Annotated in this window: 19 protein-coding genes and 1 tRNA gene; 18 read left to right on the top strand and 2 right to left on the bottom strand. The window is 49.2% G+C overall.

Annotation, left to right across the window (positions count from 1 at the left end; translation table 11 throughout):
• Nucleotides 1-49 precede the first annotated feature (49 nt).
• A complete protein-coding gene (locus VFT49_01845; GenBank protein HEU5004808.1) occupies nucleotides 50-1,288 on the top strand; it encodes a sortase in 1,239 nt (412 codons plus the stop codon).
• 185 nt (nucleotides 1,289-1,473) lie between these two features.
• Here VFT49_01845 and VFT49_01850 read toward each other — a convergent pair whose 3' ends face one another.
• Entirely contained in the window at nucleotides 1,474-2,910 is a 1,437-nt protein-coding gene (locus tag VFT49_01850) for a PEGA domain-containing protein (GenBank protein HEU5004809.1), read from the bottom strand.
• A gap of 209 nt (nucleotides 2,911-3,119) precedes the next feature.
• On the opposite strand from VFT49_01850, the gene VFT49_01855 reads away from it, so the two are divergent.
• The 13 genes from VFT49_01855 (at nucleotide 3,120) to pth (ending at nucleotide 17,733) form a co-directional block, all read left to right on the top strand.
• A complete protein-coding gene (locus tag VFT49_01855) occupies nucleotides 3,120-4,238 on the top strand; it encodes a DUF4367 domain-containing protein (GenBank protein HEU5004810.1) in 1,119 nt (372 codons plus the stop codon).
• Nucleotides 4,239-4,352: 114 nt separating this feature from the next.
• Entirely contained in the window at nucleotides 4,353-5,903 is a 1,551-nt protein-coding gene (gene gltX / locus VFT49_01860; GenBank protein ID HEU5004811.1) for a glutamate--tRNA ligase, read from the top strand.
• A gap of 25 nt (nucleotides 5,904-5,928) precedes the next feature.
• Nucleotides 5,929-7,218: a DUF3048 domain-containing protein gene (locus tag VFT49_01865; protein ID HEU5004812.1), complete on the top strand. Its 1,290-nt coding sequence runs from the start codon at nucleotides 5,929-5,931 to the stop codon at nucleotides 7,216-7,218.
• Between the two features lie 152 nt (nucleotides 7,219-7,370).
• A tRNA-Glu gene (locus VFT49_01870) sits at nucleotides 7,371-7,445 on the top strand.
• A 216-nt stretch (nucleotides 7,446-7,661) separates the two neighbouring features.
• Complete coding sequence (locus tag VFT49_01875) at nucleotides 7,662-8,072, top strand: cupredoxin domain-containing protein (GenBank protein ID HEU5004813.1); 411 nt, start codon at nucleotides 7,662-7,664, stop codon at nucleotides 8,070-8,072.
• Between the two features lie 49 nt (nucleotides 8,073-8,121).
• On the top strand, nucleotides 8,122-9,870 hold the full coding sequence (locus tag VFT49_01880) for a hypothetical protein (protein HEU5004814.1): 1,749 nt from the start codon (nucleotides 8,122-8,124) through the stop codon (nucleotides 9,868-9,870).
• Between the two features lie 562 nt (nucleotides 9,871-10,432).
• On the top strand, nucleotides 10,433-10,744 hold the full coding sequence (locus VFT49_01885) for a hypothetical protein (protein HEU5004815.1): 312 nt from the start codon (nucleotides 10,433-10,435) through the stop codon (nucleotides 10,742-10,744).
• Nucleotides 10,710-11,978, top strand: coding sequence for a hypothetical protein (locus tag VFT49_01890; protein ID HEU5004816.1), 1,269 nt, complete (start codon nucleotides 10,710-10,712; stop codon nucleotides 11,976-11,978). The genes VFT49_01885 and VFT49_01890 overlap by 35 nt, the downstream gene beginning before the upstream one ends.
• A gap of 90 nt (nucleotides 11,979-12,068) precedes the next feature.
• Complete coding sequence (locus VFT49_01895; GenBank protein HEU5004817.1) at nucleotides 12,069-13,301, top strand: ATP-binding protein; 1,233 nt, start codon at nucleotides 12,069-12,071, stop codon at nucleotides 13,299-13,301.
• 61 nt (nucleotides 13,302-13,362) lie between these two features.
• Complete coding sequence (locus tag VFT49_01900) at nucleotides 13,363-14,325, top strand: response regulator (GenBank protein ID HEU5004818.1); 963 nt, start codon at nucleotides 13,363-13,365, stop codon at nucleotides 14,323-14,325.
• 76 nt (nucleotides 14,326-14,401) lie between these two features.
• A complete protein-coding gene (gene der / locus VFT49_01905; protein HEU5004819.1) occupies nucleotides 14,402-15,718 on the top strand; it encodes a ribosome biogenesis GTPase Der in 1,317 nt (438 codons plus the stop codon).
• Nucleotides 15,719-15,765: 47 nt separating this feature from the next.
• Nucleotides 15,766-17,085, top strand: a complete 1,320-nt coding sequence (locus tag VFT49_01910; GenBank protein ID HEU5004820.1) for an adenylosuccinate synthetase — start codon at nucleotides 15,766-15,768, stop codon at nucleotides 17,083-17,085.
• Between the two features lie 9 nt (nucleotides 17,086-17,094).
• Complete coding sequence (gene pth, locus VFT49_01915) at nucleotides 17,095-17,733, top strand: aminoacyl-tRNA hydrolase (protein ID HEU5004821.1); 639 nt, start codon at nucleotides 17,095-17,097, stop codon at nucleotides 17,731-17,733.
• Here the strand turns inward: pth and VFT49_01920 are convergent.
• Nucleotides 17,690-18,466, bottom strand: a complete 777-nt coding sequence (locus VFT49_01920) for a hypothetical protein (GenBank protein ID HEU5004822.1) — start codon at nucleotides 18,464-18,466, stop codon at nucleotides 17,690-17,692. The genes pth and VFT49_01920 overlap by 44 nt on opposite strands.
• 597 nt (nucleotides 18,467-19,063) lie before the next feature.
• On the opposite strand from VFT49_01920, the gene dprA reads away from it, so the two are divergent.
• The 4 genes from dprA (at nucleotide 19,064) to VFT49_01940 (ending at nucleotide 26,177) form a co-directional block, all read left to right on the top strand.
• Complete coding sequence (gene dprA, locus VFT49_01925; protein ID HEU5004823.1) at nucleotides 19,064-19,927, top strand: DNA-processing protein DprA; 864 nt, start codon at nucleotides 19,064-19,066, stop codon at nucleotides 19,925-19,927.
• Between the two features lie 102 nt (nucleotides 19,928-20,029).
• Nucleotides 20,030-22,315 (top strand): type I DNA topoisomerase, encoded by a 2,286-nt coding sequence (gene topA, locus VFT49_01930; protein ID HEU5004824.1) that lies wholly within the window; start codon nucleotides 20,030-20,032, stop codon nucleotides 22,313-22,315.
• 138 nt (nucleotides 22,316-22,453) lie between these two features.
• Nucleotides 22,454-23,485 carry a sigma factor-like helix-turn-helix DNA-binding protein gene (locus VFT49_01935; protein HEU5004825.1) on the top strand — a complete coding sequence of 344 codons (1,032 nt, stop codon included), beginning with the start codon at nucleotides 22,454-22,456 and terminating at the stop codon, nucleotides 23,483-23,485.
• A 55-nt stretch (nucleotides 23,486-23,540) separates the two neighbouring features.
• The gene (locus VFT49_01940) at nucleotides 23,541-26,177 is read left to right on the top strand and encodes a type IV secretion system DNA-binding domain-containing protein (protein ID HEU5004826.1); all 2,637 of its coding nucleotides are present in this window, start codon (nucleotides 23,541-23,543) and stop codon (nucleotides 26,175-26,177) included.
• Nucleotides 26,178-26,280: the final 103 nt, after the last annotated feature.

The following is a 26,280-nucleotide window of genomic DNA, read 5'->3' on the forward strand; positions in this document are numbered from 1 at the left end:
GCTTTTTCATATTCACCGTTGTACAATAAAAGTGAAGATTTTATAAGCTATGGCTGACGAAGATGAACAAAAGCATAACGACCAATTTGACGCAGCGCTACCGCTGCCTATAAACCATAGCCAAAAACCACAAGCAGCAAGCAGTAGCGGCGGCTCCGATGCTACGGCTGACTTGATTCGCAAAAAGATCGAGGCTGCCTACGCTAAAGAGCCAAGCGCCCAAGCGGAAGAAGAAGAACTAGAAAAAACAGCCAGCAAAAAACTCTCTAAGCACCAAAGGTTTATATTAGACCTCACTAGCTCCGGCAAACCTTTGCACGAAGTGCAGATAGCCTGGCACGAATATTACGCTGCGCTGCCAGATAACCAAAAACACGAGGTATGGGAAGAGTTCTATAAGACCCATGCCGAAACATCACATTATCAGGCAATCACCCACACTCATAAAGATCAAAAATCGCATGCCGCGACCGAAGAAAAAAGGTCGCTACCGCCAACTACTACCGCAAGCCGATCAATACAAAACTTCCGTAACTCACTAAAAACGCCAGAACAGCGGGCTGTGGGAGTCAAAAAACAAAGTCCGCTGCACTCAATTCTATTTGGATTGGCCATAGGTTGCATAGTGCTGGTGATCTTTCTCTTCAGCTTCTTTAACGAGCGCTTCATCACTCCTTTTATTCAGCCTAGCCGCGACGTTAGCGCTACGCCGCTAATCATTGGCACTCAAGCCGTTGGACAGTCTCCGCAGTTAATAATTCCAAAAATAAACGTGCAGATTCCAATCATTTACGCCACCGATAACAGCGATAATACGATTGAGAATGACCTAGAAAGCGGTGTGGTGCATTACGCCGATACGGCCATGCCGGGCCAAGACGGCAACTTAGTTATTTTTGGCCACTCGTCAAATAACATTTTTAACCCCGGAAAATACAAGTTTGCTTTTGTGTTGCTGTCTAGGCTAGAGAATGGCGATACATTTTATGTCGATAATGGCGGCAAGCGCTACACTTACGAGGTTTTTGGCAAGAAGATTGTACCGCCGAGCGACGTCAATGTGCTGGGACCAGTAGCAAACAAGACGGCTACTGCCACTCTGATTACTTGCGATCCGCCAGGCACCAGCCTCAACCGTCTGGTAGTTAGCGCAGATCAAATCGACCCTAATCCCACCTCGAACATAGCCGCTTCGGCAGATACCGGAAAAGCCGCGCAAAACGCCAAAGCTATAGCCGGCAACGGACCAACACTGTGGCAAAGGCTCTGGCACGCCATCTGGGATTAACTAAATCTGCAGGATTAAATAATTTACCGCTTGAGCGCAGAACGAGGAAGAAGCGAGCAACGGACCGAGATGTATTTGCATACATAGAGGGAGTAGCGGAGCTTCTGACAAAGTTATACGCCAAGAGCACTAGCGGAGCGGCCGGCTTCGCCGGGCGGCAGGCTAGTGCGGCGGTAAATTATTTATTATTGCTTAGGCAAATCGTTGCCGGCACGCATATCAACATTCACCAAATTAAGCGTGCCGTCGCTTTTGGCTTGCAAAGTTATCATATGGTTATAGTCGCTGCTGAACAGTGCGCCGCTGGGATCGGTAGTAGGCACTAATGGCTGCTGGTTGGTAGAGTCGTAATCCGTAACATAAACTTTGCCGTCAGACTCGCCAATCAGCCGATGGCCATCCATCCAAGTCATAGGACCAGCCAGCGGAGCATCCAGACGATACTGATAATTGTCTTTGGTTTCTATGTCGAATACTCCAAAGCTTTGGCCGTTTTCAACTTCTACAAAACGAGCGTTATTAGAAAAGCCAACTTTTGTAGCGCCCAACACGTTAAGGGCCAGGGTAGGGATAGCCTTGCCGATGCTTTTGTTATTAATGTCGCTCAAAGGATCCTCATATATATTTACTCTTTTGTCGGTATCACTGCCGGCGATGTAGTACCAGTGGCCGGAATACTGCGCTGCATCAATTAAATAAGTGCTGCCGGCAGTAAGGGTATAGAGCGGGTAAGTCTTGCCGTTATTCCAAATCCTAGCCTGAACTTCGCCGCTTGGCATATTTTGGTCGGTGATGTAGGTCATAAGATCTGTGCCATAAGGTTTAAAGGCCAGAACTTTTTTGAGCATTGGGGTGGCCAGCGTGCCCTTACTCACATCGCCGAGCTGCACAGTTTGGTTGGCTTGGCTATAAACATATAGCTGGTCGACTTTCTTATTAAACAAAGCAACCTCGTCGGGAACAATATTAAAGATTTTGTTTACGTTAAATGATTGCTCGGGCTTGTTGCGGTTAAAGACGATATATTCGCTGCCACCGCTATAAGTGTGCTTGAGTAAGACGTTATTGTTGTCAGTAGACCATTCAACAACGCTTAAATTGGCCCTGGCGCCATCATCTCCGGATAGCAACCCCTCGGGAATACTAACTTGGGTTGGAGTTTGGCTTTCGGTTTTTGACAGAGCGTTTAAGTCAAGCTGGTCAAAGGTAACCTGTTTTGAGTCGCTATCAGGTCGCTGGATCAAGAGCCAACGCTGGCTGGGACTCTCGGTTATTAAGGCGGGTTGCGTCGCATAGTTAGTTAGAGTTGTGGTGCGAAACTTCACTGGATATAAGAAGGGGTAAACAAAGCGGTCGATGCTGCTTTCTTGAAGCGTAAAGCTGCGCTGCCAATCGCGGTAACCAGATTTTTTGAGGGTTAGAGTATAGTCGCCGGCCGGGATTACCAGCCTGGCAGAAGTGGTAGCATTCCAATTTTTGCCGTTTAGGTAAATTTCCGCGCCACCCGGTTTAGAATCCACAAACAGCAGGCCGTTTTGGATGATCTGGCCTTTCTTATTTATGCCATAGCCGTTAGCTCCGTAAGCCAAAATCACGGTAGCCAGGCCTATGGCGATAGCCACAAGAACATAGCCTACGATTAAGCGTATTTTATGAGCGCGTCTTTTACGGGGGTCAAGAAAATCCATAATCTAAATTTGTTTAGCAAATGTTTGTATTTCTATGATCTCACATAAATTGTCGCTCAAATATTTTATTTCGGCAAGATGCTTGTGTTAGGGGCGCGTGGGAGTTAATATATATCTCATAAATATTTGGGGACAATTTGTAAGTGAGCAGGGCAGCCAGCATCATCGAAATTAACGGCACTCGCTATGACGCCAACAGCGGCAACGTAGTCGGAGCTGTTAAGAAAGTTGCCACCCAAGTTAAAGGTCAATCAAAGGTAATAGACGGTTTTGTGCGTAAATCCGGCTCCGCTATCACTAAGGCCCCAGCAGCAGTTGTAAAGGCCCCAGCCGCTGTAATACCAAAGAGGACACCAGCTGAACCGCGGCAAGCAAAGCTAGCTCATCAGGTCCACAATCGAACACAACGTTCAAATGCCTTAATGCGCAACATTGTGAGTAAGCCCAAAGCCCAGATTGCCGAAGTCAGACAGGGGCTTATAAAGCCATCTGTTTCTAAGGCCGTTGGCCAAGAACAAGAGCGTCGAGCTCGCGCAGTTGCTATTCCAAAGCATTCGAGAGTTGACCGTTTCGGCGTTCTAAAAACCGCCGAGACAAAGCCTCGCCACGAAATCACAGCCAAAGCTCGTCCGGTTGTGCAAATGAGCCAAGCTGTTAGTGCGCCGGCTGTCGCTAAGCCTTTGCCAAGCATGGTAGTCAGCGCTTCTCATCAAAAACTTGAAAGACTATTAGACGAGGCGCTTATTCGTGCCGATGCTCACAAAGCTATGGAACGCAAGCGATCACGCAATCCACTTAACCACATTACCAGGTTGCCGCGCTGGCTAGTTGTTTCTATTTTGCTCATTATCGTCATAGCTATTGTTGGATTTTTTGCGTGGCGCGACATACCTCAAGTAGCCTTAAAGGTAGCCGGCGAACAAGCTCACGTTAGCGCCAGCCTGCCTGATTATGCGCCGACTGGTTTTTCGATAGCCGGACCAGCTTCGCACCAAGGCAACACGGTGGTTATTAAATATCAAAGCGGCGGTTATTCTTACGACATAACCCAAAAAAGCTCCGGCTGGGATAGCACATCCTTAGCCGCCAACGTTATAACTCCTGGCCTGCAAGTACAAACCAGTCAAGTACAAGGTACAACCGTTTATATCTACGGCAAGCAGAACAATGCTACTTGGGTCAATAACGGTGTTTGGTACACGCTCAAAAACAATGCCAGCTTAACGTCTGACCAGATTATGCGCATTGTGCAATCAATGTAGCGCCAAAGAGTTATTTAGCCTACAATTAAAGTTAATGATAGTTAGTTTTATTGCGCGCGTACTTTTCGCTTTAGTGCCGAGCAAGGCGATGGCGAGGAATGGACTGAGCCGTATATGAAATACGGCGAAGGAATGCCGCAACCAGCAACGCCGCCCGGCGCAAAGAGTACCGGCGGAGTGGCCGGCCCTGCCGACAAGCAGAGCGCTGCGGTGCGTGGGCCGGTTCGGACTCGTTTTGCGCCTAGTCCAACAGGTTACTTACACGTCGGCGGTATTCGCACTGCGCTGTTTGCATGGCTTTTGGCCCGTCAAGCCGGCAACGATGGCCAGTTTATCTTGCGGCTTGAAGATACCGACAAAAATCGCGAGGTAACCGGCGCTGACGAGCACATAATGAAGAGCCTAAAAGCTCTGGGTCTTAATTACGACGAAGGCCCGGACATCGGCGGTCCGTTCGGGCCGTATCGCCAAAGCGAGCGCCTGGATATTTATAGAAAGTGGGCCGAAAAATTAATAAAGAAGGGCAGAGCCTATGCCGATCCTTATTCTCCAATCGAAGTTCAAGCTTTTAGAGAGCAAGCTCAAAAAGAAAAGCGCCCGTTTTTATATCGTGACCGTCGGCCAGAGAATCCGCCGAGATGGGACGGCAGTCAGCCTTTGCGTTTTAAGTCAGAGCCCAAAGCCTACGTCTGGCACGATGAAGTTATGGGCGATCTTTCAACCGGGCCGGAAGTCATCGACGACTTTATTTTAATTAAATCCGATGGTTATCCAACCTATAACTTCGCTCACATAATTGACGATCTCGAAATGCAGATCAGCCATGTTATCCGTGGCCAGGAGTTCCTAGCCAGCATGCCGAACTACCTAAATCTTTACGAGGCATTGGGTATCGAGCGGCCTGTGCTGGCCACCATGCCGCACATTTTGGGCCCGGATGGCAATAAGAAACTATCTAAGCGTGATGGCGCTAAAGATGTGCTGGATTACATCCGTGAGGGCTATCTGCCAGACGCACTAGTTAACTTTATTGCCAGCCTGGGCTGGAATGACGGCACCGAGCAGGAAATTTTTAGCCGTAATGAACTTACCGAGAAATTCCGCCTGGATCATGTGCAGCGTAGCGGCGCCCGCTTTGATGAGCGTCGCTTAACCTGGATGAATGGACACTATATCCGGGAACTTTCTTTGAAAGAATTAGCCGAAAGAGCAGCCGACTTTTGGCCGGCCAAAGCCAAAGCAGCAGACGAAACTTACAAAAACGCCATTCTTGGCCTTGTGCAGGAACGTTTGAAATATTTTGCCGAACTGCCAGAGCTTACCAGGTTTTTCTTTGAAGAGCCCGATACCTCAAACGTCAAAGAGTTATATAAAAATCCAGTCGACAAGCAACTCAAGAAAATTGAGTTTAGCGATTATAAGCCAATGCTCGACAAGGTAATTACAAAATTAGAAAACTCTGACTTTTCCGAAGATAACATTACGAACAGCCTCAACCAGCTTCTAGAAGAGTTAGGCACCAAACCCGGCGTTTTATTTGCCTTAGTCCGCATAGCTTTGACTGGGCAAACCAGTTCGCCGCAAATCTTTGGAACTTTGCACGTCTTGGGCCAAGAAAAGTCCATCAATAGACTTAAAAAAGCCGCTGAAACGCTGGCCAACTAAGCGCAAGCAATATAAAATAGAAACAATGCAGGGGGATTTTAAACAGCGAAAAGTCGCAGCGCCTAAAGCTGCCGAGACGCCTCAGTCGTCATTGGTTAAGTCGGCCAAGATAGATCCAGCGCCGCCCACAGCTGACGACATAGACGATACTATTGTCTTAGACGACAACAACGCCGAGCCGTCAAAAACACCAACCTCAAACTCGGAAGGTAACTTATTCACTCGTCCATTTATTAGATTGTCGGCCTGGTGGAAGACTCTAAACCGCAACGTTCGTTTTGGCGTTATTGGCGCGGGCATAATTCTGTTTTGCGTGATAGCCTTGGCTATTTACTTCTTTGCAAGTCCAGGCAGTAACCCCAGCTTTACCTTGCACAAGGGCAAAAAGACGCCAGCCATCAACACAGTGGCCTCGCCTCTTACTGGCGTGCAAGTAGCACCAGATCTAGCCAAAAGGCCAGTTACTGGCATCATGATAGAAAACAGCACTGACGCCAGGCCGCAATCCGGCTTACAGGATGCTGGCGTGGTCTACGAAGCTGTTGCCGAAGCCGGCATCACCCGCTTTTTGGCCTTATTCCAAGACGCCAGGCCGCAATACATTGGTCCGGTGCGCTCACTCAGACCGTACTTCATTGACTACGCCGCACCGTATCAGGCTTCAATCGTCCACGTTGGGGGTAGCCCCGATGCCTTGAGCGAAGTAGAAAACGGCAATTATCGCAATCTAGACCAGTTCTTTAATGGTGATTACTTCACAAGAATATCTGCGCGGGCAGCCCCGCATAACGTTTATACTGGATTTGATTTGCTAGACAAACTCAACCAGTCCAAAGGCTACACTTCAAGCACTTTCACTTCGTGGCCCCGCAAAAAAGACTCTAGGCCAAAAACGCCAACTACAACCTCGATTGACCTGGCCATCTCCAGCGAGGCTTATCATGTACACTACGATTACGACGCTGGCTCTAACAGTTATCTGCGCAGCGAGGGCGGGGCACCACACGTGGACTTGGTTAGCGCTAGCGACGCCGCCGGCGTGCAGCTCAAGCCAAAAGTCGTTATAGCCTTGGTGGTTCCGCTTGGCCAAGGAGCCCTGGATGCCTCCGGTGCCTATTATTCTAATTATCAAACCTACGGTAGCGGCATTGCTTATGTATTCCAAGACGGCGGCGTTACGCAAGGCACCTGGACTAAGGACGGCACTACCGGTCCATTGCAGTTCACAGACGAAAACGGCCACGCCTTAAACCTAAACGCCGGCCAAACCTGGGTCACGCTAGTCAGCGACACTAGCCAAGTTAGCTACAAGTAGACTTTTTACCCCTGACTCAATTGAAGGACAACCGGACGGTTTTCCTTCAACGCTCAGTCGGCAAAGCCGCCCCTGGAAGGGCAAGCTGAGCTACTACCTTTCCTCTGTTAATTTGCCTTTACGTCTGTTAAAATAGACCGGTCTTGCTAAACGGTCCCATCGTCTAGCGGTTAGGACACTGGGTTCTCATCCCAGCAACAGGGGTTCGATTCCCCTTGGGATCACCAACTAAAGTGCCCGACTTTTTGTCGGGTATTTTAGTTGGTCGGTTCAGCCGAACCGGAACGCCGTCAAGGGTTCGATAACAAGGAGCACGCGCAGATGCTCGCATCGAGCATGCGACGCAGGTATCCCAAAGGAGCCTTTAGGCGACGACGGATTCCCCGTAGCGTCACCACACATAAGCCCGCCTCAAGGGGCTTTTTATTTGTATAATTAATTAAATGAAGTTAACTTTGCGAATCAGCATCACTAAGCAAGCTATTATAACCCTGATAATATTGCTACTAGCGGTGGGTGGAGCAATTGCTATTCACGACCACAATAAACCAAAACCGATGCCGCCACACACTGCCGAGAATGGGAACTTCAACGCCGGCCAGCGATCGGCTGAAGTTAATATCCGCAATATGATGTTCACGCCCTCTCAAGTTACAGTCGTTAGGGGCACTACTGTAACATGGACCAATAACGACAAGGTCTCCCACACCGTAATTATCGACCACGGCGACGGCCCGCAGAGCAGCAATATTTCTCCTGGTGCGAGCTTTAGCTACACCTTCAACCAAGCTGGCTCTTATCAGTACCATTGCCGCACACACCCTTCAATGCGCGGCACAATCGTAGTCCAGTAGTAAACCGCCTATGCTTGGTCTGCTGGTTACTTCTTATTAAGATTAGGTAATGCGTAAGGAAGAGTTGCCGCGTGGGAGCGAGCAAGCGCTTAAAGTTGACTTAGATTGGCGCGAGCCATTTGAATGGCGTGAACCAGCTCACTGGCAAGAAGGCCTTGGGAACATTAAGGCATTGGCCCACAGCATGCTCGCAGACGCCCGCATCCATGCAGCTAAAATGCTAATCAGGAACCGTGAGCGGGCCCAAGAACTTTATCACTGGCACGACGGGCTGCACACGCCGCCAGCCGCCGAACACTACCGCCATACTTATCTATGGGATTCCGGTTTTTGCCAGATCATGCTGGCGCAAGCCGCCGAACTGGCTTATAAATCAGCAGTTCACCTAGAAACCCGTCTGAATAGCGCTCCACTAGAAGACCGGCTAGAAATTGTTTCAGCAATAAAACAACTGAAAGACCTTGCCGAAACTTTCCAGAGGGCCAGTGTTACAGAGGGCTTCTCGGTTATTAAAGGCCAAAAAGCAAACGGTTTCATACCCAACCTACAGTATGGCGAGGGAACTCTCTGGTATGAAGTTGAGCAGTTTGTATCTCTCGACAAAGTCAACAAAAGCAGCAATTATACTCAGCCGCCTGTTTTGCCGCTGGCAACTTACGCGACTTATAAGTCAATGGTCGAGACCAACAACCCCAATGCCAAGCTTTATCTAGAAGAAATGTACGGTTCTATGGATAAATTTATGCGCTACTTCCACGACTACCGCAGCAACAGCCTGGCCGATAAGAAAATAGGTGTGATTGAACCGCACGAAACCGGCTTGGACTCATTAGAACAATGGGATTACATCAAACCTCACCGAGTAGAGCGCAACGGCGTCGACACGCCTCAAGAAGTTGACGATCGCAACCGCTTTGCCGACGGCGGTCACTTTGTAGTCCGGCTATTCGAACGCTACCTTGTGGCTGGCGGCGATCTTGCCAAACAGCGCCAGCTTTTCTGGTGTAACGACGTATTAATAAACAGCATTTATTTCCATAACCTGCAAGTTATGGCCAAGCTGGCAGCCGAGCTCGGCAAACAAGATGATTTGGAGTTTTATGAGAATTTAGCAAACACCGTTGAGCAACAGATGATAGATGATATGTGGCAAGACGATCCAGATAAAGTACCGATGCCGGGCTTTTACTCGCTAAAGGACAATGGCGAGCCAATTGAGACCATAACGGTTAGTAATTTAATGGCTCTAACTTTGCCCCACCTGCCCGAAGAAAAATTAAAAGCCGTTCTTAATATGATGGATGAGCACTTTAATGTGCCTTATCCGTTGCCTAGCGGCTCAATCAAGAGTCCGAACTACGACCCCAACAACCAAGAAAAGGATCGCTTGTGGCGCGGACCGACGTGGCTCAATACCAATTGGTATATAGCCGAACACGGCTTGTTTATGCAGGCTGCCCGGCAAGACATCAGCCCCAAGCTGCGTCTGCGCTGCAAAGCCTGGGCCAACCGCCTCACCCAGGCCTCCAACGAGCTCCTGGACATGAACGAACCCGAAAGGCGACGAGCACAAAGTATGGGCGCTAAAGTTATCGACATCTTCACCAAAATAGAATTAGAAGCCCATCATCTAAAAGAGTTCCGGACTGGCGCTTACGAACACTACAACCCGCACACCGGCGAAGGCCAGCGCGATAAGGTGCGTAACTTTGCCTGGAGCTGGCTAGCTAGATTTATGACCCTAGACGAAGATTACAGCCAGCTAATTCGAGAAATCGAGCTATCTCTTTCAGCGTAGTTCTAGCGAAATATTACCCGCAAAAATCAATATTGCCCGTGCTTAAATGCTTGGTCTAAAATAAAATTAGCCGTGTGAGGACTCGGTAAACGTTTCTCCTCGCAGACTTATTTTCAAACTCCAGGGTAGCATCACAACCTAGTCACTGCTAACCTCAATACATTTGCTAAGCTTCCTAGCTAAACGGGGCAGGTATCAGAACGGTTACCGACCCTTAGACGCTTCAAGGCAGCCGACTCTTATAAAGGCCGTTCGCCACATCTCGACTACAGATGAATGGCACTCTTTTTATAAACCTTAAAAACCTAATTTTCACCACTCGAGAAAACAGAGCGAGAGAGCACGAGTAAAAGTGGAATCGAGGACTTGTCTGACGAACAATAGTGAGGAGTCCCGCAGATTCACTTTTAATGAGTGATCGAATGAGCATCCAGTTTTCGAATGTGCTGAGAGTTTGGCGCCACCAGTGCACCCCACAAAGTAAACTTTGCGGGGAACCCCCGGGTTGTCGGCACAAGGTGGCAAAATCAGCCGCCTAGGCTGCCAAGAAAGGAATTCAACTATGGAAAACGTAAATCTAATCAACCAAGACGTATCGATCGTAGCCTACTACTTTCATAACCGCGGACGCCGTTTGCGCTGCTACCCAAAGGCTATGGAATGGAATGGCCGAAGAGTCAACTTCACCGAAACCGGCATGGTACACCCCACTAAGAAAGGTCAGCGCACCTTGCACATCTTTGACATGACCGACGGCAGTGCCGACTACCGCTTGGAGTTCGACGCTCAACAGCTTACCTGGACGCTGGTTTCAATCGCCGATATTAGCGAACAACAAGATGCCACATTCCTCACACCTAGCCTTGCCGCTTAACCCAGCTAAACCGCTGGTTATGCACATAGACTTGAATAGTTGCTTCGCTACTGTCGAGCAGCAGGCTAGGCCACTGCTTCGCGGCCGGCCAGTTGGCGTCGCCAACCGCAATACCGAATACACCTGCGTGGTAGCTTGCAGCTACGAGGCTAAGGCGCTGGGCGTAAAGGTCGGCATGAGCTTCCACGACGCTAAATTGCTGGCGCCGGATATTGTACTAGTAGAATCCGACCCGCCCAAGTACCACTACGTTTATCAGATCTTGGTCGATATCATGAGAAGCTACTCGCCATTTGTCACTATGAAATCGATAGACGAAGGTATCGTAGATTTTGAAGGCACCGAACTTGTAAACAAAGGGTCTCTGGAGGACATTGGCTACGAAATCAAACAACGCTTAAAGGACGAAATTGGCTGCTGGATGAAATGTAATATTGGCATTGCCCCCAACCGGTTTTTGGCTAAAACCGCCGCCGGTCTTAATAAGCCAGACGGCCTGGATATTATTACCGCGAGAAATTTGCGCCAGATTTTTACTGGCCTTAAACTAACCGACCTGACCGGCATCGCCGAGCGCAACCAAGCTCGCCTAAACAGCGCTGGCATTTATACGCCGCTAGAGTTTTTAGACGCCCCGGCTGACCTACTCCGCCGCCGGGTGTTTAAAAGTGTTTGCGGCGAAGATTGGTATAAACGCCTGCGCGGCTGGGAAGTTGACGACGTAGAACACGGTTTAAAAACGGTTGGCCGGCAATTTGTGATGGACGAAATGCGTCCCAGCGCCGATACCGTGCGGACGCGCCTGGCCTACCTCTGCGAAACCACAGCTATGAAGTTACGTTATAAGGGAGTCTGTGCGCGCGGCATCTTCGTTTACGTACGTTACGCTAACGGCGACTATTGGTATGACCGGCGGATGTTCAAAAGCGCTTTTTACACCAACCAAGAAGTGCTGCGCCGAGCATTACTACTCTTTAATAACCGGCCGCATGAGGCCTATGAGCGCGAAATCGGCGTGACTTGCTACGGACTAGAGCCGTCAAATATTAACCAAATTAGTCTGCTAGAGGAGGTTAACAAAGAAGCCTGGCTGACTGAGGCTATAGACACGATTAACGGTCAGTTTGGCGAATTCACCATAACTTTTGCTACGTCTTTGGGCGCCAAAGCTACCGTCAAACAAAAAATTCCGTTCGGTACCACACGCTACTTTGAACTACTCTGCAACGCCTAGTCTTGTACTTGAATAATCAGATTGAAAAAATCTTGCCGGCGACAGATAATAAAAGCATTAACTTTATAGCTATACGGTGGGTGAAACAGGGTGTTATTTCGTAAGTTAAAGGCCGCTCATCAGAGAAAAGGCGGCCTAACAGTCAGTGAACAGGCAGAGAAAGACAGCCGCCTAGGCTCTGATTTTATTCTTAGCGCTATCGAAGACGGCGTAGTGCTAGCTAGCCGTGATGGTCGGGTCAACTTATTCAACCCGGGGGCAGCCGTTTTAACGGGCTGGAAAGCTGAGGAGGCTGTGAACTCTGATATTTATCACGTGCTGCCCTTAATAGACGCCAAGGGGCACCCTCTGCCAGCCGAACAGCATCCTTTTGCCCAGGCTATTGCCAGCGGCAAGGCCGTGCGCAACCCCAGCACCACCCTAGCTACCAAAAGTGGAAAAACCTTGACCATTTCACTGGTTGTCTCGCCAATCCTAGACGAGAAGGCCGCACCGACCGGCAACGTAGTAGGTATTTTTCGCGATGTCACCCGCGAAAAAGAGCAGGAAGAACAGCGCAATGATTTTATCAGCACCGCTTCTCACGAAATGCGCACGCCACTGGCTGCCATCGAGGGTTACCTTAGCCTGGCGCTCAATCCAAAGATTAGCCAAATTGACCCAAACGCCCAAAAATACATCCAAAAAGCGGCTGACGCCACCAAGCACTTGGGTCAGCTGTTTCAAGATCTTTTGACCAGCTCCAGGGCTGAGGACGGCCGGATTACCAGCTACCCGGTAGTAGTAGAGATGGGCGAAGTACTTACTCAGGTGGTAGAGAGCGAGCGCTTCCGCGCCAAAGAAAAGAGCCTGGCACTGAATTACGCGGTCAGCGCGCCGCAAGACGTGGCCGGCGGCAAGGTAATAAAGCCTTTGTATTATTGTTTTGCTGATCCAAACCGGCTAACGGAAGTTTTGCAAAATATAATCGATAACGCCGTTAAGTACACCCCTCAAGGTTCCATCACGGTCCGTTTAACAGGTGATGGCAGTGTAATCCAAATCCAGGTCAGCGATACCGGCATTGGCATACCGTCAGAAGATATTCCGCACCTTTTCCAGAAGTTTTACCGTGTCGATAACACAGCTACGCGCACCATCGGCGGAACAGGGCTTGGCCTTTATATCTGCAAGAAAATTCTACAGCTCTATAATGGCAGCATATGGGTAGAAAGCACCCTAAGCAACGGCAGTACTTTTTACATTAACTTGCCCCGGTTAACCACCGAGCAAGCTCTTAATATGCAAAAGAACCAGGCCGGCATATCCAGCCCTGTTGCATAAGGGTAGCTTTTAAATAGCAACGTTGTTACAATTGGCCTATAAACTTAAGCAGGATCGCTAGATGCCAAAAGTACTGCTCGTAGAAGATGACAATAATCTGAGAGAAATCTTCGAGATGCGTTTGCAGGCTGAGGGTTACGACACCGTCACCGCCGGAAACGGCGAAGAGGGTCTAACCGTAGCCATGCAGACCAAGCCCGACCTAATCATCTCAGACGTCATGATGCCCAAATTGTCGGGCTTTGAGATGATCGAGAATCTACGAGCCACCCCAGAGGGTAAAGACGCCAAAGTCATAATGATGACGGCGTTAGGCCAAGCAGAAGACCGGTCTCGCGGCGAAAAACTGGGCGTGGTAAAGTACCTAGTGAAGTCTCAGGCTACGCTTGAAGATTTTGCCCGAGTCATCCGCGAGGTATTGCCGCCAACCGGCGCCAGTGCCGCACCGGCAACAGGACAAGCTAGTGCATCCTCACAAAATAGCCAAGAAAGCGAGAGCAAAATGCCAGAAGAACCAACAACGCCAACTAACCCGGCAACACCAGCCGCTGATCCGGCGCCAACGCCACCAGCGGACCCAATGACCCCGCCAGCAACTGGCGCGCCAGACTCAGGTGTCAGTAGCGATCAGCAAAGCACCACCGACGAGCAAAACGCCGTTCAAGGCCAAATTAATGATTTCGTAAATAACGCTCCGGCCACTGATGGTGCTACTCCCCCTGCCGCCGATAGCATGACCCCGCCAGCGCCAGCCACTACCCCGGATCCAGGCACAGCATTCACGCCAAGTGCGCCAGTAGATAATCCAGTATCTACTCCTGGCGCTCCCGATTTAACGGCTCCAGCTGCAACTACCGATGTACCAGTGGTTCCGCCGGCAACGCCGCCAGCTGATAACCCGCCGGTAGTGCCGCCGCAAACCGACGCGCCGGCACCAGCCGCAGACGGTTCGGCAATGCCGCCAGCAGGCGACACATCAGCAACGCCGCCAGCGCCAGGAAATCCAACAAGCAACGCAATCTAAATTGAATAGACCAGTAAAAATCCGCCCCTAACTTATAGAGGCGGATTTTTCATTTTACAGGTATAATATAGAACCAATGAGCAGTCAAAAAGCAAGTATTGTCGCAATTGTCGGCCGGGCTAACGTGGGCAAGTCCAGTCTGTTTAACACCATCATTGGCCAGCGGGAAGCGATTGTCGCCGACGAACCCGGCACCACCCGCGATTCTTTAATGGCCAAGGCAAGCTGGAACGATAAAGATTTCTGGTTGGTAGATACAGCCGGCCTCAAAACCGCCGAAGACGATTTTGAGTTAACTATTCAAGAGCAGATCAGCGAAGCCGCTGCCACTGCCGATATGATATTGGTTGTTGTCGAAGCCGATGTGCCGCCGACAGAAGAAGATCGTCGAGTGGCCCGCATGGCTCTAAAAAGCCGCCAGCCGGTCGTTTTGGTAGTCAATAAGCTCGACAAAAATAAACGGGCTGACTTGGGCGACTGGCAGAGACTAGGCATTAAGCCAGCTTTTGGCACCAGTGTCACTCAGCGTATCGGTATTGACGATCTGTTTGATTACGTTACGGAGCAGCTGCCAAAAGGCAGGATTCACGAGGATGATAATCGTATCCGCGTTGGCCTGCTTGGCCGGCCAAACGTTGGCAAGTCATCGTTGTTCAACGCGCTAGCTAAAAAACAGCAAGCGATCGTCGCGGATAGAGCAGGCACTACCCGGGATGTAAACCGCACCGTTATTCGCTATGAAGGTCGGGAAATTGAACTCATGGATACCGCCGGCATACGCCGGGCTGGCAAAGTTGAGCGAGGAGCTGAGCACTTTAGTGTTTTGCGCTCGCTAGCCGTTATAGAGCAGGCGGACGTTTGCCTGCTATTAATGGACGCCGGCGAACTGAACGTACAGCTCGACCAGAAAATCGCCGGCATGATCAAAGAAGCCGGCAAGGGTCTGGTGTTAGTAGTAGCTAAGTGGGACAGTTTAGACAAAGACGCCTACACGCACGATACTCTCGCCCCACAAATTGCCGCCAACTTCGACTTTGTGCCGTGGGCCCCATTGATATTTACCAGCTCCGTTACTGGGCAAAACGTTACCAAGATTTTCGACCTGATAATTCAAATTAGCGAGGTTAGGAAACAACGCTTCGCTACCGCCGAGCTTAACAACTGGCTGCGCCGAGTAGTCAACGAGCATCCGCCAGCCGGCCTTAAAAACCGCTCGCCCAAGCTCAACTACATAGTTCAGGAAGATGATAACCCAATTCCGAGCTTCAAGGTCTTTGGCGCCCACACGCGTTTTTTGCATTGGAGCTACAAGCGCTACATGGAGCGCAAATTCCGCGAGACTTGGCCCCTAGACGGTTCACCGCTTAAATTCTGGTTCATCGAGAAGCATTAAACGCTTCTGCTTGCTTTAACTAATTTTTAGGTAGTAAACTGCTGCCTGTGAGGAACATTCCACGAAACGTTGATGCCGTCATTGGTGCCCAGTGGGGCGATGAAGGCAAGGGCAAGATTGTCGACGCTTTGATGAGTAATGGTGAGTACCACTATGTCGCCAGAGCCGCGGGCGGCCCCAACGCCGGTCATACAATTTATGTAGACGGCAAAGTTTATAAATTTCATGGCTTACCGGAAGGCGCGCTATATCCAGGAGCCGAAAGTGTTATTGGGCCAGGCGCCGTCGTAGATCCAGTTAAACTGACAGCCGAAATAAAAAATTATAGGGTCGGCCCAGACAAGCTGCTCATTAGCAACAATACTCATCTGATCACGCCTTTTCATGTCAGTAGAGACGAAATCAGAGAAGCTGGTCGGGGGAAACAAGGCAGCACTAAAAGCGGCTTGGCCTATGTGGCTGCCGACAAATACGAACGCGAGGGCATTCAGCTTGAAACGATAGCCGAAGGCCCAGAAGCTGTTAGTGAAGTTATTATTGAAAAACTCTACGGCCTTCAGCAACTCAGGCGTTACGTTGGCCTAAACGAACACAACCCAGTCGCGGAAGCCAGCGAGTGGATAGAGGCCGCGAAGGAACTATTGCAGTATAAGGGTGACACTACGATCTTTTTAAACAGAATACTAGATGTTAACGGCAGAATTCTCGCCTCTGGCGCCCAAAGCCACTGGCTAGACATAAACGAACAGCCATACCCTTGGGGATCGTCAACCCATACCGGTATTGGCGGTATAGTTGATGGTCTAAAAATACCCGCTCAATCAATCGGCAGTGTTATAGGCGTGATGAAAGGCATAAAGTCTCGTGTTGGTGGCGGACCTATGGCCACGGAAATATATGACCAAAAATTAGCCAATCGTCTTAGACAAAAACGCGGAGAACCGGGCGCCGAATACGGAACCACTTCGGGCCGACCAAGACGAGTAGGGTATCTTGATCTGCCGGAAGTGAGGCGTTCGATAATGGCCAACGGAATAAACAGCCTGGCCCTGACCAAGCTGGATCAATTACCGCTTTTTGGCCGATCAATGCTAGTAGCCGTCGGTTACGAAATAGACTACGAAGAAGGAACTCACGCTACTGCAGTTGCGCCTAACAACTCTAAGGAGCTTGATAGGGCTCGTCCAGCTTACGAAGAAGTTGGTCTATGGTCACAGCAAAAGAACGAGCGGGTAAGGGCAGCGAAAGAGCTTAGCGAACTGCCGCTGGAGGCTCAAAAATTGATAAGATTTATTGAGGAGCAGTTGGACATTGACATCAACTTCATCGGGACCGGTGTCGACCGGAAACAGATTATTGTAAGATAGAGTCTGAAGATGGCTTTATTTCAAAAAAAACCAAACGTCACCAGTAACGCTCCGCTTTACACTTTGGGGTCTAATAAAACTGTATTAATTATCGGCTTGGGCAATCCAGGGAACGAATACAAAAATACTCGCCATAACATTGGTTTTGTCGCGCTAGATTACTTTGCAGATAAAAACAACTTCCCGGCCTGGATCAGCAAGAAAGATTTAAAATGCGAGCTTAGCTCTACGAATTTGGGTGAAACCCGCGTGATTCTTTGTAAACCGGCGACCTTTATGAATAACAGTGGCTGGTCCGCCCAGGCTGTGCAGCATTTTTATAGGATTTATAATCAAAGCACCCTGGTGATTTACGACGAGCTGGCTATCCCATTTGGCAGCTTGCGCACAAGGGTTGGTGGTATCGACGCCGGCCACAATGGAGTAAAGTCGCTTATTCAGCATATTGGCGATGACTTTGGCCGCTTGCGCCTTGGCGTAGCCAATGAATTTAGCGGCAAAGCCGATACTTCAGATTTTGTGTTGGGAAAATTTACTAAAGACGAGCAGGATCGGCTGCCACAGGTTCTACGCGAAGCCAACGCCATAATCACCGAGTTTATTTTTAATGGAAAACTACTGCCGGAGACTCGTAGCGTTCTAAGTTAGACCTGACGAAGTCGCCCCAAGCCCCAATAGCTTCATGATGAGCTTGCCTGCGACTTATCCCTCCACGATCGGGCCCCATAGCCATTTCAAGCTTTCCTGGTGTTTCCGGGATAGTGTCTACGATGGAGAGATCTTCTGAACCTTGCGGTCCAACCATTAAAACATTGCCAGGACCGAAAAGATCGGGATACATGCCTGTTACGCAGTGAAGTTCTTTGATGCTTTCGACAATATCTCCAAGGTGCCGAAGTAGCTCTGAGGAAACAGGGTAGGAGAGCAGCTCTTCTGGAGATTGTAGGCTCTTTATAGGATTAACCTCCGGCTGAACGGCAACAACAGCGTAGCCGCCAATTACTCTTGGCATCTTTTCGGCTGAGAAAGTAGTATCGACCCACCGATTACCTATAAATGATTGAGCTATATCAGAGAGTTTCTGATACGATTTAGCTTCTTCTGCGGCCGTCTCTTTCGGCAGTCCGGTGGTGGATCGTAATATTTTCACGACTTCGCCGCTCTTGCGGAAAGCTATTTGTTCTCCACCAATTCCAAAGAATTCAGCACCAAGGTATCGCTCAACTTGACCCACAATTGGAGCGCTCATAGTTTTATAAACCCCGACCAAAGCTAGACGCAGCATCGCGTTGCGATGTGGTCGTTCATCCAACATTTCTTGCGCAGTAGATTTATGAGCCTCTATGGCAAAACCGACAAATTTATTCTTCACGCTACTCATAATTAAGATCTTGTATCTGATTCTATACTTAAAGAATCTACTCCGAAACTGGAAAGACTTCCGGAGGGGGTGGGCACCGCCGGAAGTCTTTCCAGGGGACGAGCACCTGGCTCGTCCCTTAAATACACCCTTCAACCCACCATGAAGCGAAGCTGTCCGGAGGCTCCTCGGAGCAAAAACCGCGCCGGTCTTACGACCATCTTTTACGACTCGCCGACCCACATTGAATTGGGGTCCCCATTAAATTGCAAAGCAATTTCATGGGGTGAAAGTTAAAGGGGTTAGTTTGTTTAAGAGTTCCCAGCACCTAGAATGCAGATAATGGCGCGGCCATTATGTAGCTCAAACTTTATGGACAGTTAAACCGAAACCATATAAAGTTTTATCTAAGTTGAAGACTTGTCTTCGCTGCATTCTAAGTGCTGGGCTAGAAAGGTAAGTGGAGGGTACAACTTTGCCTCATCTAGATGCTCTTAAACAATCTAACAAGATGTTAGAAATGGGGGTATAAGGTGCGTAAGTTCAGACAAACTGTACTTACGAGTTGCAATTTTAGCAAAATAGTTACGTTGTGTCAATACTACTTAATGATTAACTATGAAAGTCAATAGTCTTAAGCGGGATGACCCCAGTTTTCCGGCTATTCTAAAGCAGATTCATAGCGTTCCAGAACAGCTATTCTGGTTAGGCTCGACCCCTGAAGAATGGCTACAGTTGCCGAGGGTTGCTGTTGTTGGTAGCCGCAAGGTAAGTGCTTACGGCCGAGAAGTTACCAGCCAACTGGCAAAAGAGCTTGCCAAGCATGGCGTTGTAGTTATTAGTGGACTCGCGCTAGGTGTCGATTCGATTGCTCACCAGGCAGCCTTAGAAGTCGGAGGTCAAACAATAGCAATTTTGCCAGCCGGACTGGATAAGATTTACCCCGCTAGTCACGCTGGCTTGGCCCGGAGCATTATCGCCCATGGCGGAGCGTTAGTAAGTGAATACCCCCTTGGCGCAACACCCCATAAGCAAAACTTTATTGCTCGCAACCGAATAGTTAGCGGTCTTGTCGACGTATTAGTCATTACCGAAGCCGCAGCCGCCAGCGGCAGCCTGCACACCGCTCGCTTTGCCCTGGAGCAAGGGAAAACGGTGATGGCCGTACCGGGCAATATCACTAGTCCATTAAGCGAGGGAGCTAATAACTTAATCAAGAGCGGTGCAGTGCCGGTTACTGGCGTCGAAGATGTGTTATTTGCCCTAGGGTTGGAAATCGGGCAACAAAAAATTCCAAGACTATTTAGCGGCAACGATCAAGAAAGAGCGGTATTTGAATTAATCACTAGCGGCATTACCGCTCAAGAAGATTTAGCCATTGAATTATCTCTGGACGGTGCAAGTTTGGCCACTATCTTAACAATGCTGGAAATTAACGGCCATATTCGTCCAGCTGGCGCCGGTTATTGGCTTGTTGCGTAAAAAACGGCTTGTAAAAAGCGCATCTGGGGTTTAGCATTAGCGACTGAGCCTTTTATTTGCATATATATAAGAAGCTCCCTAAACTCTTAATACGTAGAACCTATGCCTAAGAACCTAGTAATAGTAGAAAGTCCAGCTAAAGCCAAAACCATCGCCCGTTTTTTGGGCAGCGATTACGAAATAAAAAGCAGCTTTGGCCACATCCGCGACCTCCCTAAAAAGGGAATCGGTGTTGATATTGATAAAAATTTTGAGCCTACTTATGAGGTTAGTCCAGATAAAAAGAAAGTTGTTAGCGAATTAAAAAAAGCGGCTCACGGCGCAACTGTTTGGCTGGCCAGCGATGAAGACCGCGAAGGTGAAGCCATTGCTTGGCATATTGCCGAACTTCTAGGCTTAGACCCCGCAAAAACCAAACGAATTGTTTTTCACGAGATCACCAAGCCAGCGATTACGGCAGCTATTGAAAAGCCGCGCACTATCGACATGAAGTTGGTTGACGCCCAGCAGGCCAGGCGAGTATTGGACCGCCTGGTGGGCTACGAGCTCAGCCCAGTTTTATGGAAAAAGGTCCGAACTGGCTTATCCGCCGGCCGAGTACAAAGTGTAGCTGTGCGCCTAATCGTGGAACGGGAACGTGAGATTCGTGATTTTAAGCCGGAAAGCAGCTACAAAATTTCGGCAACTTTTAACGTCGACGGCCAAGAATTACCAGCCGAGCTGCCTGATAAATTAGATGGTTACGACACAGCCAAAAAATTCTTAGAAGATTTGCTGGGTGCCAAGTTTAGCGTTGAGCGTATTGAACAGAAACCGGGGCTACGCAATCCCGGCGCGCCATTTACTACCAGTACCTTACAGCAAGAAGCTGCCCGCAGGCTGGGTTATAGCGTGCGCCAGACTATGAGCCTGGCCCAGCGTTTGTACGAGGCTGGCCACATCACCTATATGCGCACCGATAGCACTATTTTGTCAGGCTTGGCCATAAACGCAGCCAAAGAGTACATCACCCGCGAATACGGTGAAAAGTATTCTAAAGTAAGACAATTCAAGACCAAGAATCAGTCCGCTCAAGAAGCCCACGAGGCTATTCGCCCAACAGATTTGACCAAACCGAGCCGCGGAGCCGACGCCCAGCAAAAGAAATTGTATGAACTTATTTGGCGGCGCACATTATCAAGCCAGATGGCAGCCGCCAACGTCCAAAAGACTGAGATTACCATCAATATAAGCACTCGCAAAGAGAAACTTTTAGCCACTGGCGAGATTGTAAGTTTTGAAGGATTTTTGAAGGTTTATGGCGGCGGCAAAGAAGATAAACTACTGCCAGCCGTAACAGAGGGCCAAAGTTTGGCACTTAAAAGCGCCAGTGGTGTCGAGACTTTCAGCCGCCCGGCCGCCCGCTATTCCGAGGCCAGCCTCGTTAAAAAGCTAGAAGCGCTCGGTATTGGCCGCCCAAGCACCTATGCCCCCACAATCAGTGCCATTCAAGACCGTGGCTACATAGAAAAGGCTGATTTAGAGGGCGAGGATAGGACTATTCAGGAAATTACGCTAAATAGCGGCAAGATTGAAGAAAAAACCGAGACAGTGAAAGTTGGCGCCGACCGCAGCAAGCTATTGCCAACCCACTTAGCCGAAGTAGTGACCGACTTTTTAATGAAGTATTTTGGCAATATTGTTGATTATGATTTTACCGCCCGCGCCGAAGAAGAATTCGATACTATTGCTGAGGGCAAGCGCCAATGGCAAGAAGCTTTAAAAGATTTTTACACTCAATTCCATCCATTGGTTGAAAAATCGGAAGGGGCTAGTCGGGCCGAAGCCAGCCAGGCCCGCAAACTTGGAACAGATCCAAAAACCAAACTGCCGGTGGTAGTTCGTTTTGGCCGCTACGGCCCGGTGCTCCAGCTTGGCGACAGCGAAGACGAAGACCAAAAGCTCCGTTTCGCACCATTGCCTAACGGGGTGCGTATGGAAGACATCACCCTAGAACAAGCATTGCCAATGTTTCAATTGCCACGCGAAGTTGGCAAAACAGAGCAAGGAGAAGTGATTATTACTGATATTGGCCGCTTTGGACCATATCTAAAAGTTGGAAGTAAGTTCACGAGCATCAAGGGTCACGATCCTTTTTCGGTAACAGAAAAAGAAGCCCGCCAGATCTTATCCGAACAAGAAAAGAAGGCCAGAGAACGAACCATCGCTGACTTTGGTGTCATAAAGATATTGCGCGGCCCATACGGCCCATACGTAAGTGACGGCAAAAAGAATGCCCGCATACCAAAAGATACTGACGCCGAAAAGCTTAGCGAAGCCGAAGCCAAAAATTTACTGGATAAAGCGCCCGATAAACCTAGGTTTCGTCGCCGTAGCAAAAAAGCATAAGAAAACTAGGACTTTTTTAGGCAAAAAGGTCTAATTTGTGATACAATAAACATATCAATAAAGTGTTTGACTTTTGAAAATTAAGGTTTTATAATTAAGAAAACTTCGAGTTCGCTAAGGAGTTATTTTAAAATTTTTATGGAAGAAAATTCAACGCAATTTAATCTGGAATCAACGGTCCAAGACATCCTTGGCACTATTGAGCGTGAGCGGGAAAGAGAGATCATTGCCCGCCGCTTTGGCTTGTTTGACCGCCGTGAAACTCTGGAACAGATTGGCGAGCTCCTAGGTATTACTCGCGAGCGCGTCCGCCAACTGGAGAAGGCGGTGATTACCAAGTTGAAGGCTTCAGCGCAAAACGATCTACCACACATCAAAGAAGTTGAAACCCTTCTTAGCGACCACTTGGGCCAAATGGGTAAAGTTGCCCGAATTAGCGACATCACTGCTAAGCTGACACCAGAAGCCAACAAAATAGATCAGGCCCGCGTGGCCTTCTTAGCTAGCCTAGCCCCAGGCATTGCGGTCATAGAGGACAACGACCACTTCTTCCACTCTATTGGGCTGGCCGCGGAGCACACCGAAAAGGCTATCCGTGATCAGGTTAACAAAATCATCGAAGCCATCAATGGCATTGGCGAACCGACCGAAATTGAAAAGGTTGCCGACAAAGTAGGGAGCAGCGATCCGAGACACGTTGAGGCTCTAGCCAGTGTATCCAAGAACATCGCCAGCCTACACGGCCGCTGGGGCCTAACTAAATGGCCAATGGTAAATCCAAAGAATATCCGCGATAAGATTTACGTTATCTTGCACGATAACAAGAAGCCTATGCACTTTAGCGAGATTGCCAAGGCTATTCAATCTAGCGACTTAAAGCGCAAAGATGTGACGACCCAAGCTATTCACAACGAACTAATTAAAGATGGTCGTTTCGTCTTGATCGGCCGCGGAATTTACGCCCTCAAGGAATGGGGCTACAAAAAGGGCACCGTATCCGACGTAATTGCCGAAATCTTGAGAAAAGAAGGCGGCCCATTACACCGCGACGAAATTGTTAAGCGCGTACTAAAAAGTCGTCACGTTAAAGAAACAACTATTCTTTTGAACTTGCAGGGCAAACCCCAGTTTAAGCGGGTAGCTAAAGCCACCTACACGCTGGCCGACTAGTTGGCGCCACGCTCCACTTTTAGCTAGGCTAAAAGTGTATAATAAAACAGTAGTCATGATATTAGGTGGAAGAAACAAAATAGCTCAGTCCCACCAGCATTGCTTATTGATGCTGGAGGTGCCGCGAACTAACGACAAAAAGGAGTTGGCCGCCGAGCAAATGCTAGCGGCGCTGCACGGAATTTTGCGCTCCAAAAAGGAGCTTAGGCTGTCTGGCACGCTTCAGGAACACATTAGTCTGGAAGTTGCCGCCATTGGCCAGCGAATTCGTTTTTATATTTGGACTCCTAAGCACTTGCAAGCCTTCGTAGAGGGTCAGATTTATGCCCAGTATCCAACTGTGCAGATCTTTGAGCAGCAAGAAGATTATGCCGAACGCCGGCTTCACCAAACGGTCATCCACACTAGCGAGCTAAGCTTAGTTGATGCCGAAACTATACCTATCAAGACCTTCCCAAGCTTTGAAGTTGACCCGTTAGCCGCTATCACCGCCACTTTGGCCAAGCTTGATCGTGAAGATGAAGAAATGTGGATTCAAATCATGGCCCGGCCCATCCACGATGATTGGCACCGCAAAGGAGCAAAAGACGTTGCCCGCATCAAGCGCGGCAGCGGTATCTTAGGCGGAGCAGGGGGCTCTATGCTCGGCTATGCCGGTGAAGCGCTAGCCGCTTTAGTTCGCCCACCAACTGGTAGCGGAGAGAGTAAGGCGCCTGAAATTTCTGAACGCGACAAAGGTCGCATCACCGCCATAGAAGAGAAGAGTAAAAAGCTAGGCTACGAAGTTAAAATTCGCTTGCTCTATGCGGGCCACGACCAACACACCGCCAAACTCCGCATGCAGGCTCTGGTGGGTGCTTTTAAGCAGTTTAATAGCACTAATCTCAACGGTTTTGCCGCTAAAAACCCCAGTTTCAGCCGTGATAAGCAACTCGAATACCAAACCAGGTTTTTTATTACCAAGGGCTTTATATTAAACATAGAAGAGCTGGCCAGCCTATTCCACCTGCCGCACACCTCGGTAGAAACTCCTAACATAGTTTGGGCAACCACTAAAACGGCTGAACCACCCAGTAATGTACCCATTGCCCAGCCGGGCATGGAAGACGAGATCAGTCTATTTGGCGTGACCAACTTCCGCGGTGATAATACTATTTTTGGCATCTTAAGGGCCGATCGCGGGCGGCACGTTTACATTCTGGGCCAGACAGGTACCGGTAAGTCCGGCGGCTTGGAGCTTTTAACTTTGTCTGACATTTATTACGATCAAGGATTCGCTGTTATTGACCCGCACGGTGACTACGCCCAACATATTTTGCGCTTTATACCAGAACGCCGGCTCGACGACGTAATTTACTTTAATCCGGCCGACACCGAGTTCCCGATTGGCTTCAATCCATTAGAAATCAGCGATCCATCGCTCAAAGGCCATATAAGCTCAGAATTGGTTGGCGTCCTAAAAAGACTGTTTGCCGATAGCTGGGGGCCGCGCCTGGAATATATCTTGCGTTATACTTTGCTAGCTCTGCTTGATTATCCGAACTCAACCATGCTCGACATTACAAGAATGCTGACCGACAAGAAATTCAGAAAAGACGTGATTAGTTACATCGATGACCCAGTAGTTAAGAACTTCTGGGTAACCGAATTCGCCAGTTGGAATGATAAGTTCGCCGCCGAAGCCGTAGCCCCGGTCCTCAACAAGGTCGGCGCCTTTACGGCGAACCCAATGATCAGGAATATTATTGGCCAGCCAAAGAGCACCTTTAACATCCGAAAGATCATGGACGAGGGCAAGATTTTGGTAGTTAATCTTAGTCGCGGTTTGATGGGCGAAGATAACGCCGGTATTTTGGGTGCCATGATGGTCACCAAAATTCAGTTAGCCGCCATGGGTAGAGCTGACATGCACGAGCACGAACGCCGGCCATTTTACCTATATGTTGACGAGTTTCAGAACTTTGCCACCGATTCATTTGCGGTTATCCTGTCCGAAGCCCGAAAGTACGGCCTAAACCTAACTGTAGCCAACCAGTACATTTCTCAGATGAGCGAGGCTGTACGCGATGCTGTATTTGGCAATGTGGGCACGATTGTGTCTTTTAGAATCAGTCCAGATGATGCACCGTTCTTGCAGAAGTATTTTGAGCCGCAGTTTGAAGCTGCTGATCTCATACAACAGCATTCCCGGTTCTTCGTGACGACTATGATGATAAACGGCGAAAAGGCGCCCGCGTTTTCGGCTAAGACCCTAAACTTGCCCCAGCCGCCAGAAGACGTAACTAAGCAAATTATCGAGCTGTCCAGGCAAAGATATTCTGGACGCCGCCAAGAAGTCGAGGAGGCTGTACGTGAGCGCGCCGGGCTTAATACAGCTCCGCTGTTGCCAGAAGTTCCCGCAGCCGGCGATAATCTAAGACCTAAAGCCCGGGCTCGCGTGATCGAGGCGTCTAAAGCCAGCCCCACACATCTGATAGGCAAAGCTGTTACTAATCTATTGGCAACTGGTGATGGTGGCTCAAAGCAAAACCAAGCCGAACAAGCGGGATCTACTACTACCGCTGAGGTCGCAAAAACATCTAAAAGGCGCAGAGGGCGCCGCGGCAAAGGCTCTAAAGCAAAAACCGCTGCGACCGCGCCCAAAGAGGCAACTCCCGCAGAAGTTACCGAAGAGACAGTTAAGCTCCGCTAGCTTATAAATACTAATCAAGTCAAAACAGAACATTTTGCGAACATACTAGATTGCACATATGGCAATCTAGTAAACAAGGCGCTGGGTCTGTGTCGACGTAGGG

The organism is Candidatus Saccharimonadales bacterium, from assembly GCA_035758565.1.
Lineage (GTDB): Bacteria > Patescibacteriota > Saccharimonadia > Saccharimonadales > UBA10212 > DASTXL01.

Excerpts from the sequence above, each read along its gene's own strand:
- VFT49_01845 (HEU5004808.1), top strand. The coding sequence starts at position 50 with ATGGCTGACGAAGATGAACAAAAGCATAACGACCAATTTGACGCAGCG.
- gltX (HEU5004811.1), top strand. The coding sequence starts at position 4,353 with ATGAAATACGGCGAAGGAATGCCGCAACCAGCAACGCCGCCCGGCGCA.
- VFT49_01865 (HEU5004812.1), top strand. The coding sequence starts at position 5,929 with ATGCAGGGGGATTTTAAACAGCGAAAAGTCGCAGCGCCTAAAGCTGCC.
- VFT49_01875 (HEU5004813.1), top strand. The coding sequence starts at position 7,662 with ATGAAGTTAACTTTGCGAATCAGCATCACTAAGCAAGCTATTATAACC.
- VFT49_01880 (HEU5004814.1), top strand. The coding sequence starts at position 8,122 with ATGCGTAAGGAAGAGTTGCCGCGTGGGAGCGAGCAAGCGCTTAAAGTT.
- VFT49_01885 (HEU5004815.1), top strand. The coding sequence starts at position 10,433 with ATGGAAAACGTAAATCTAATCAACCAAGACGTATCGATCGTAGCCTAC.
- VFT49_01890 (HEU5004816.1), top strand. The coding sequence starts at position 10,710 with ATGCCACATTCCTCACACCTAGCCTTGCCGCTTAACCCAGCTAAACCG.
- VFT49_01900 (HEU5004818.1), top strand. The coding sequence starts at position 13,363 with ATGCCAAAAGTACTGCTCGTAGAAGATGACAATAATCTGAGAGAAATC.
- der (HEU5004819.1), top strand. The coding sequence starts at position 14,402 with ATGAGCAGTCAAAAAGCAAGTATTGTCGCAATTGTCGGCCGGGCTAAC.
- pth (HEU5004821.1), top strand. The coding sequence starts at position 17,095 with ATGGCTTTATTTCAAAAAAAACCAAACGTCACCAGTAACGCTCCGCTT.
- VFT49_01920 (HEU5004822.1), bottom strand. The coding sequence starts at position 18,466 with ATGAGTAGCGTGAAGAATAAATTTGTCGGTTTTGCCATAGAGGCTCAT.
- dprA (HEU5004823.1), top strand. The coding sequence starts at position 19,064 with ATGAAAGTCAATAGTCTTAAGCGGGATGACCCCAGTTTTCCGGCTATT.
- topA (HEU5004824.1), top strand. The coding sequence starts at position 20,030 with ATGCCTAAGAACCTAGTAATAGTAGAAAGTCCAGCTAAAGCCAAAACC.
- VFT49_01935 (HEU5004825.1), top strand. The coding sequence starts at position 22,454 with ATGGAAGAAAATTCAACGCAATTTAATCTGGAATCAACGGTCCAAGAC.
- VFT49_01940 (HEU5004826.1), top strand. The coding sequence starts at position 23,541 with ATGATATTAGGTGGAAGAAACAAAATAGCTCAGTCCCACCAGCATTGC.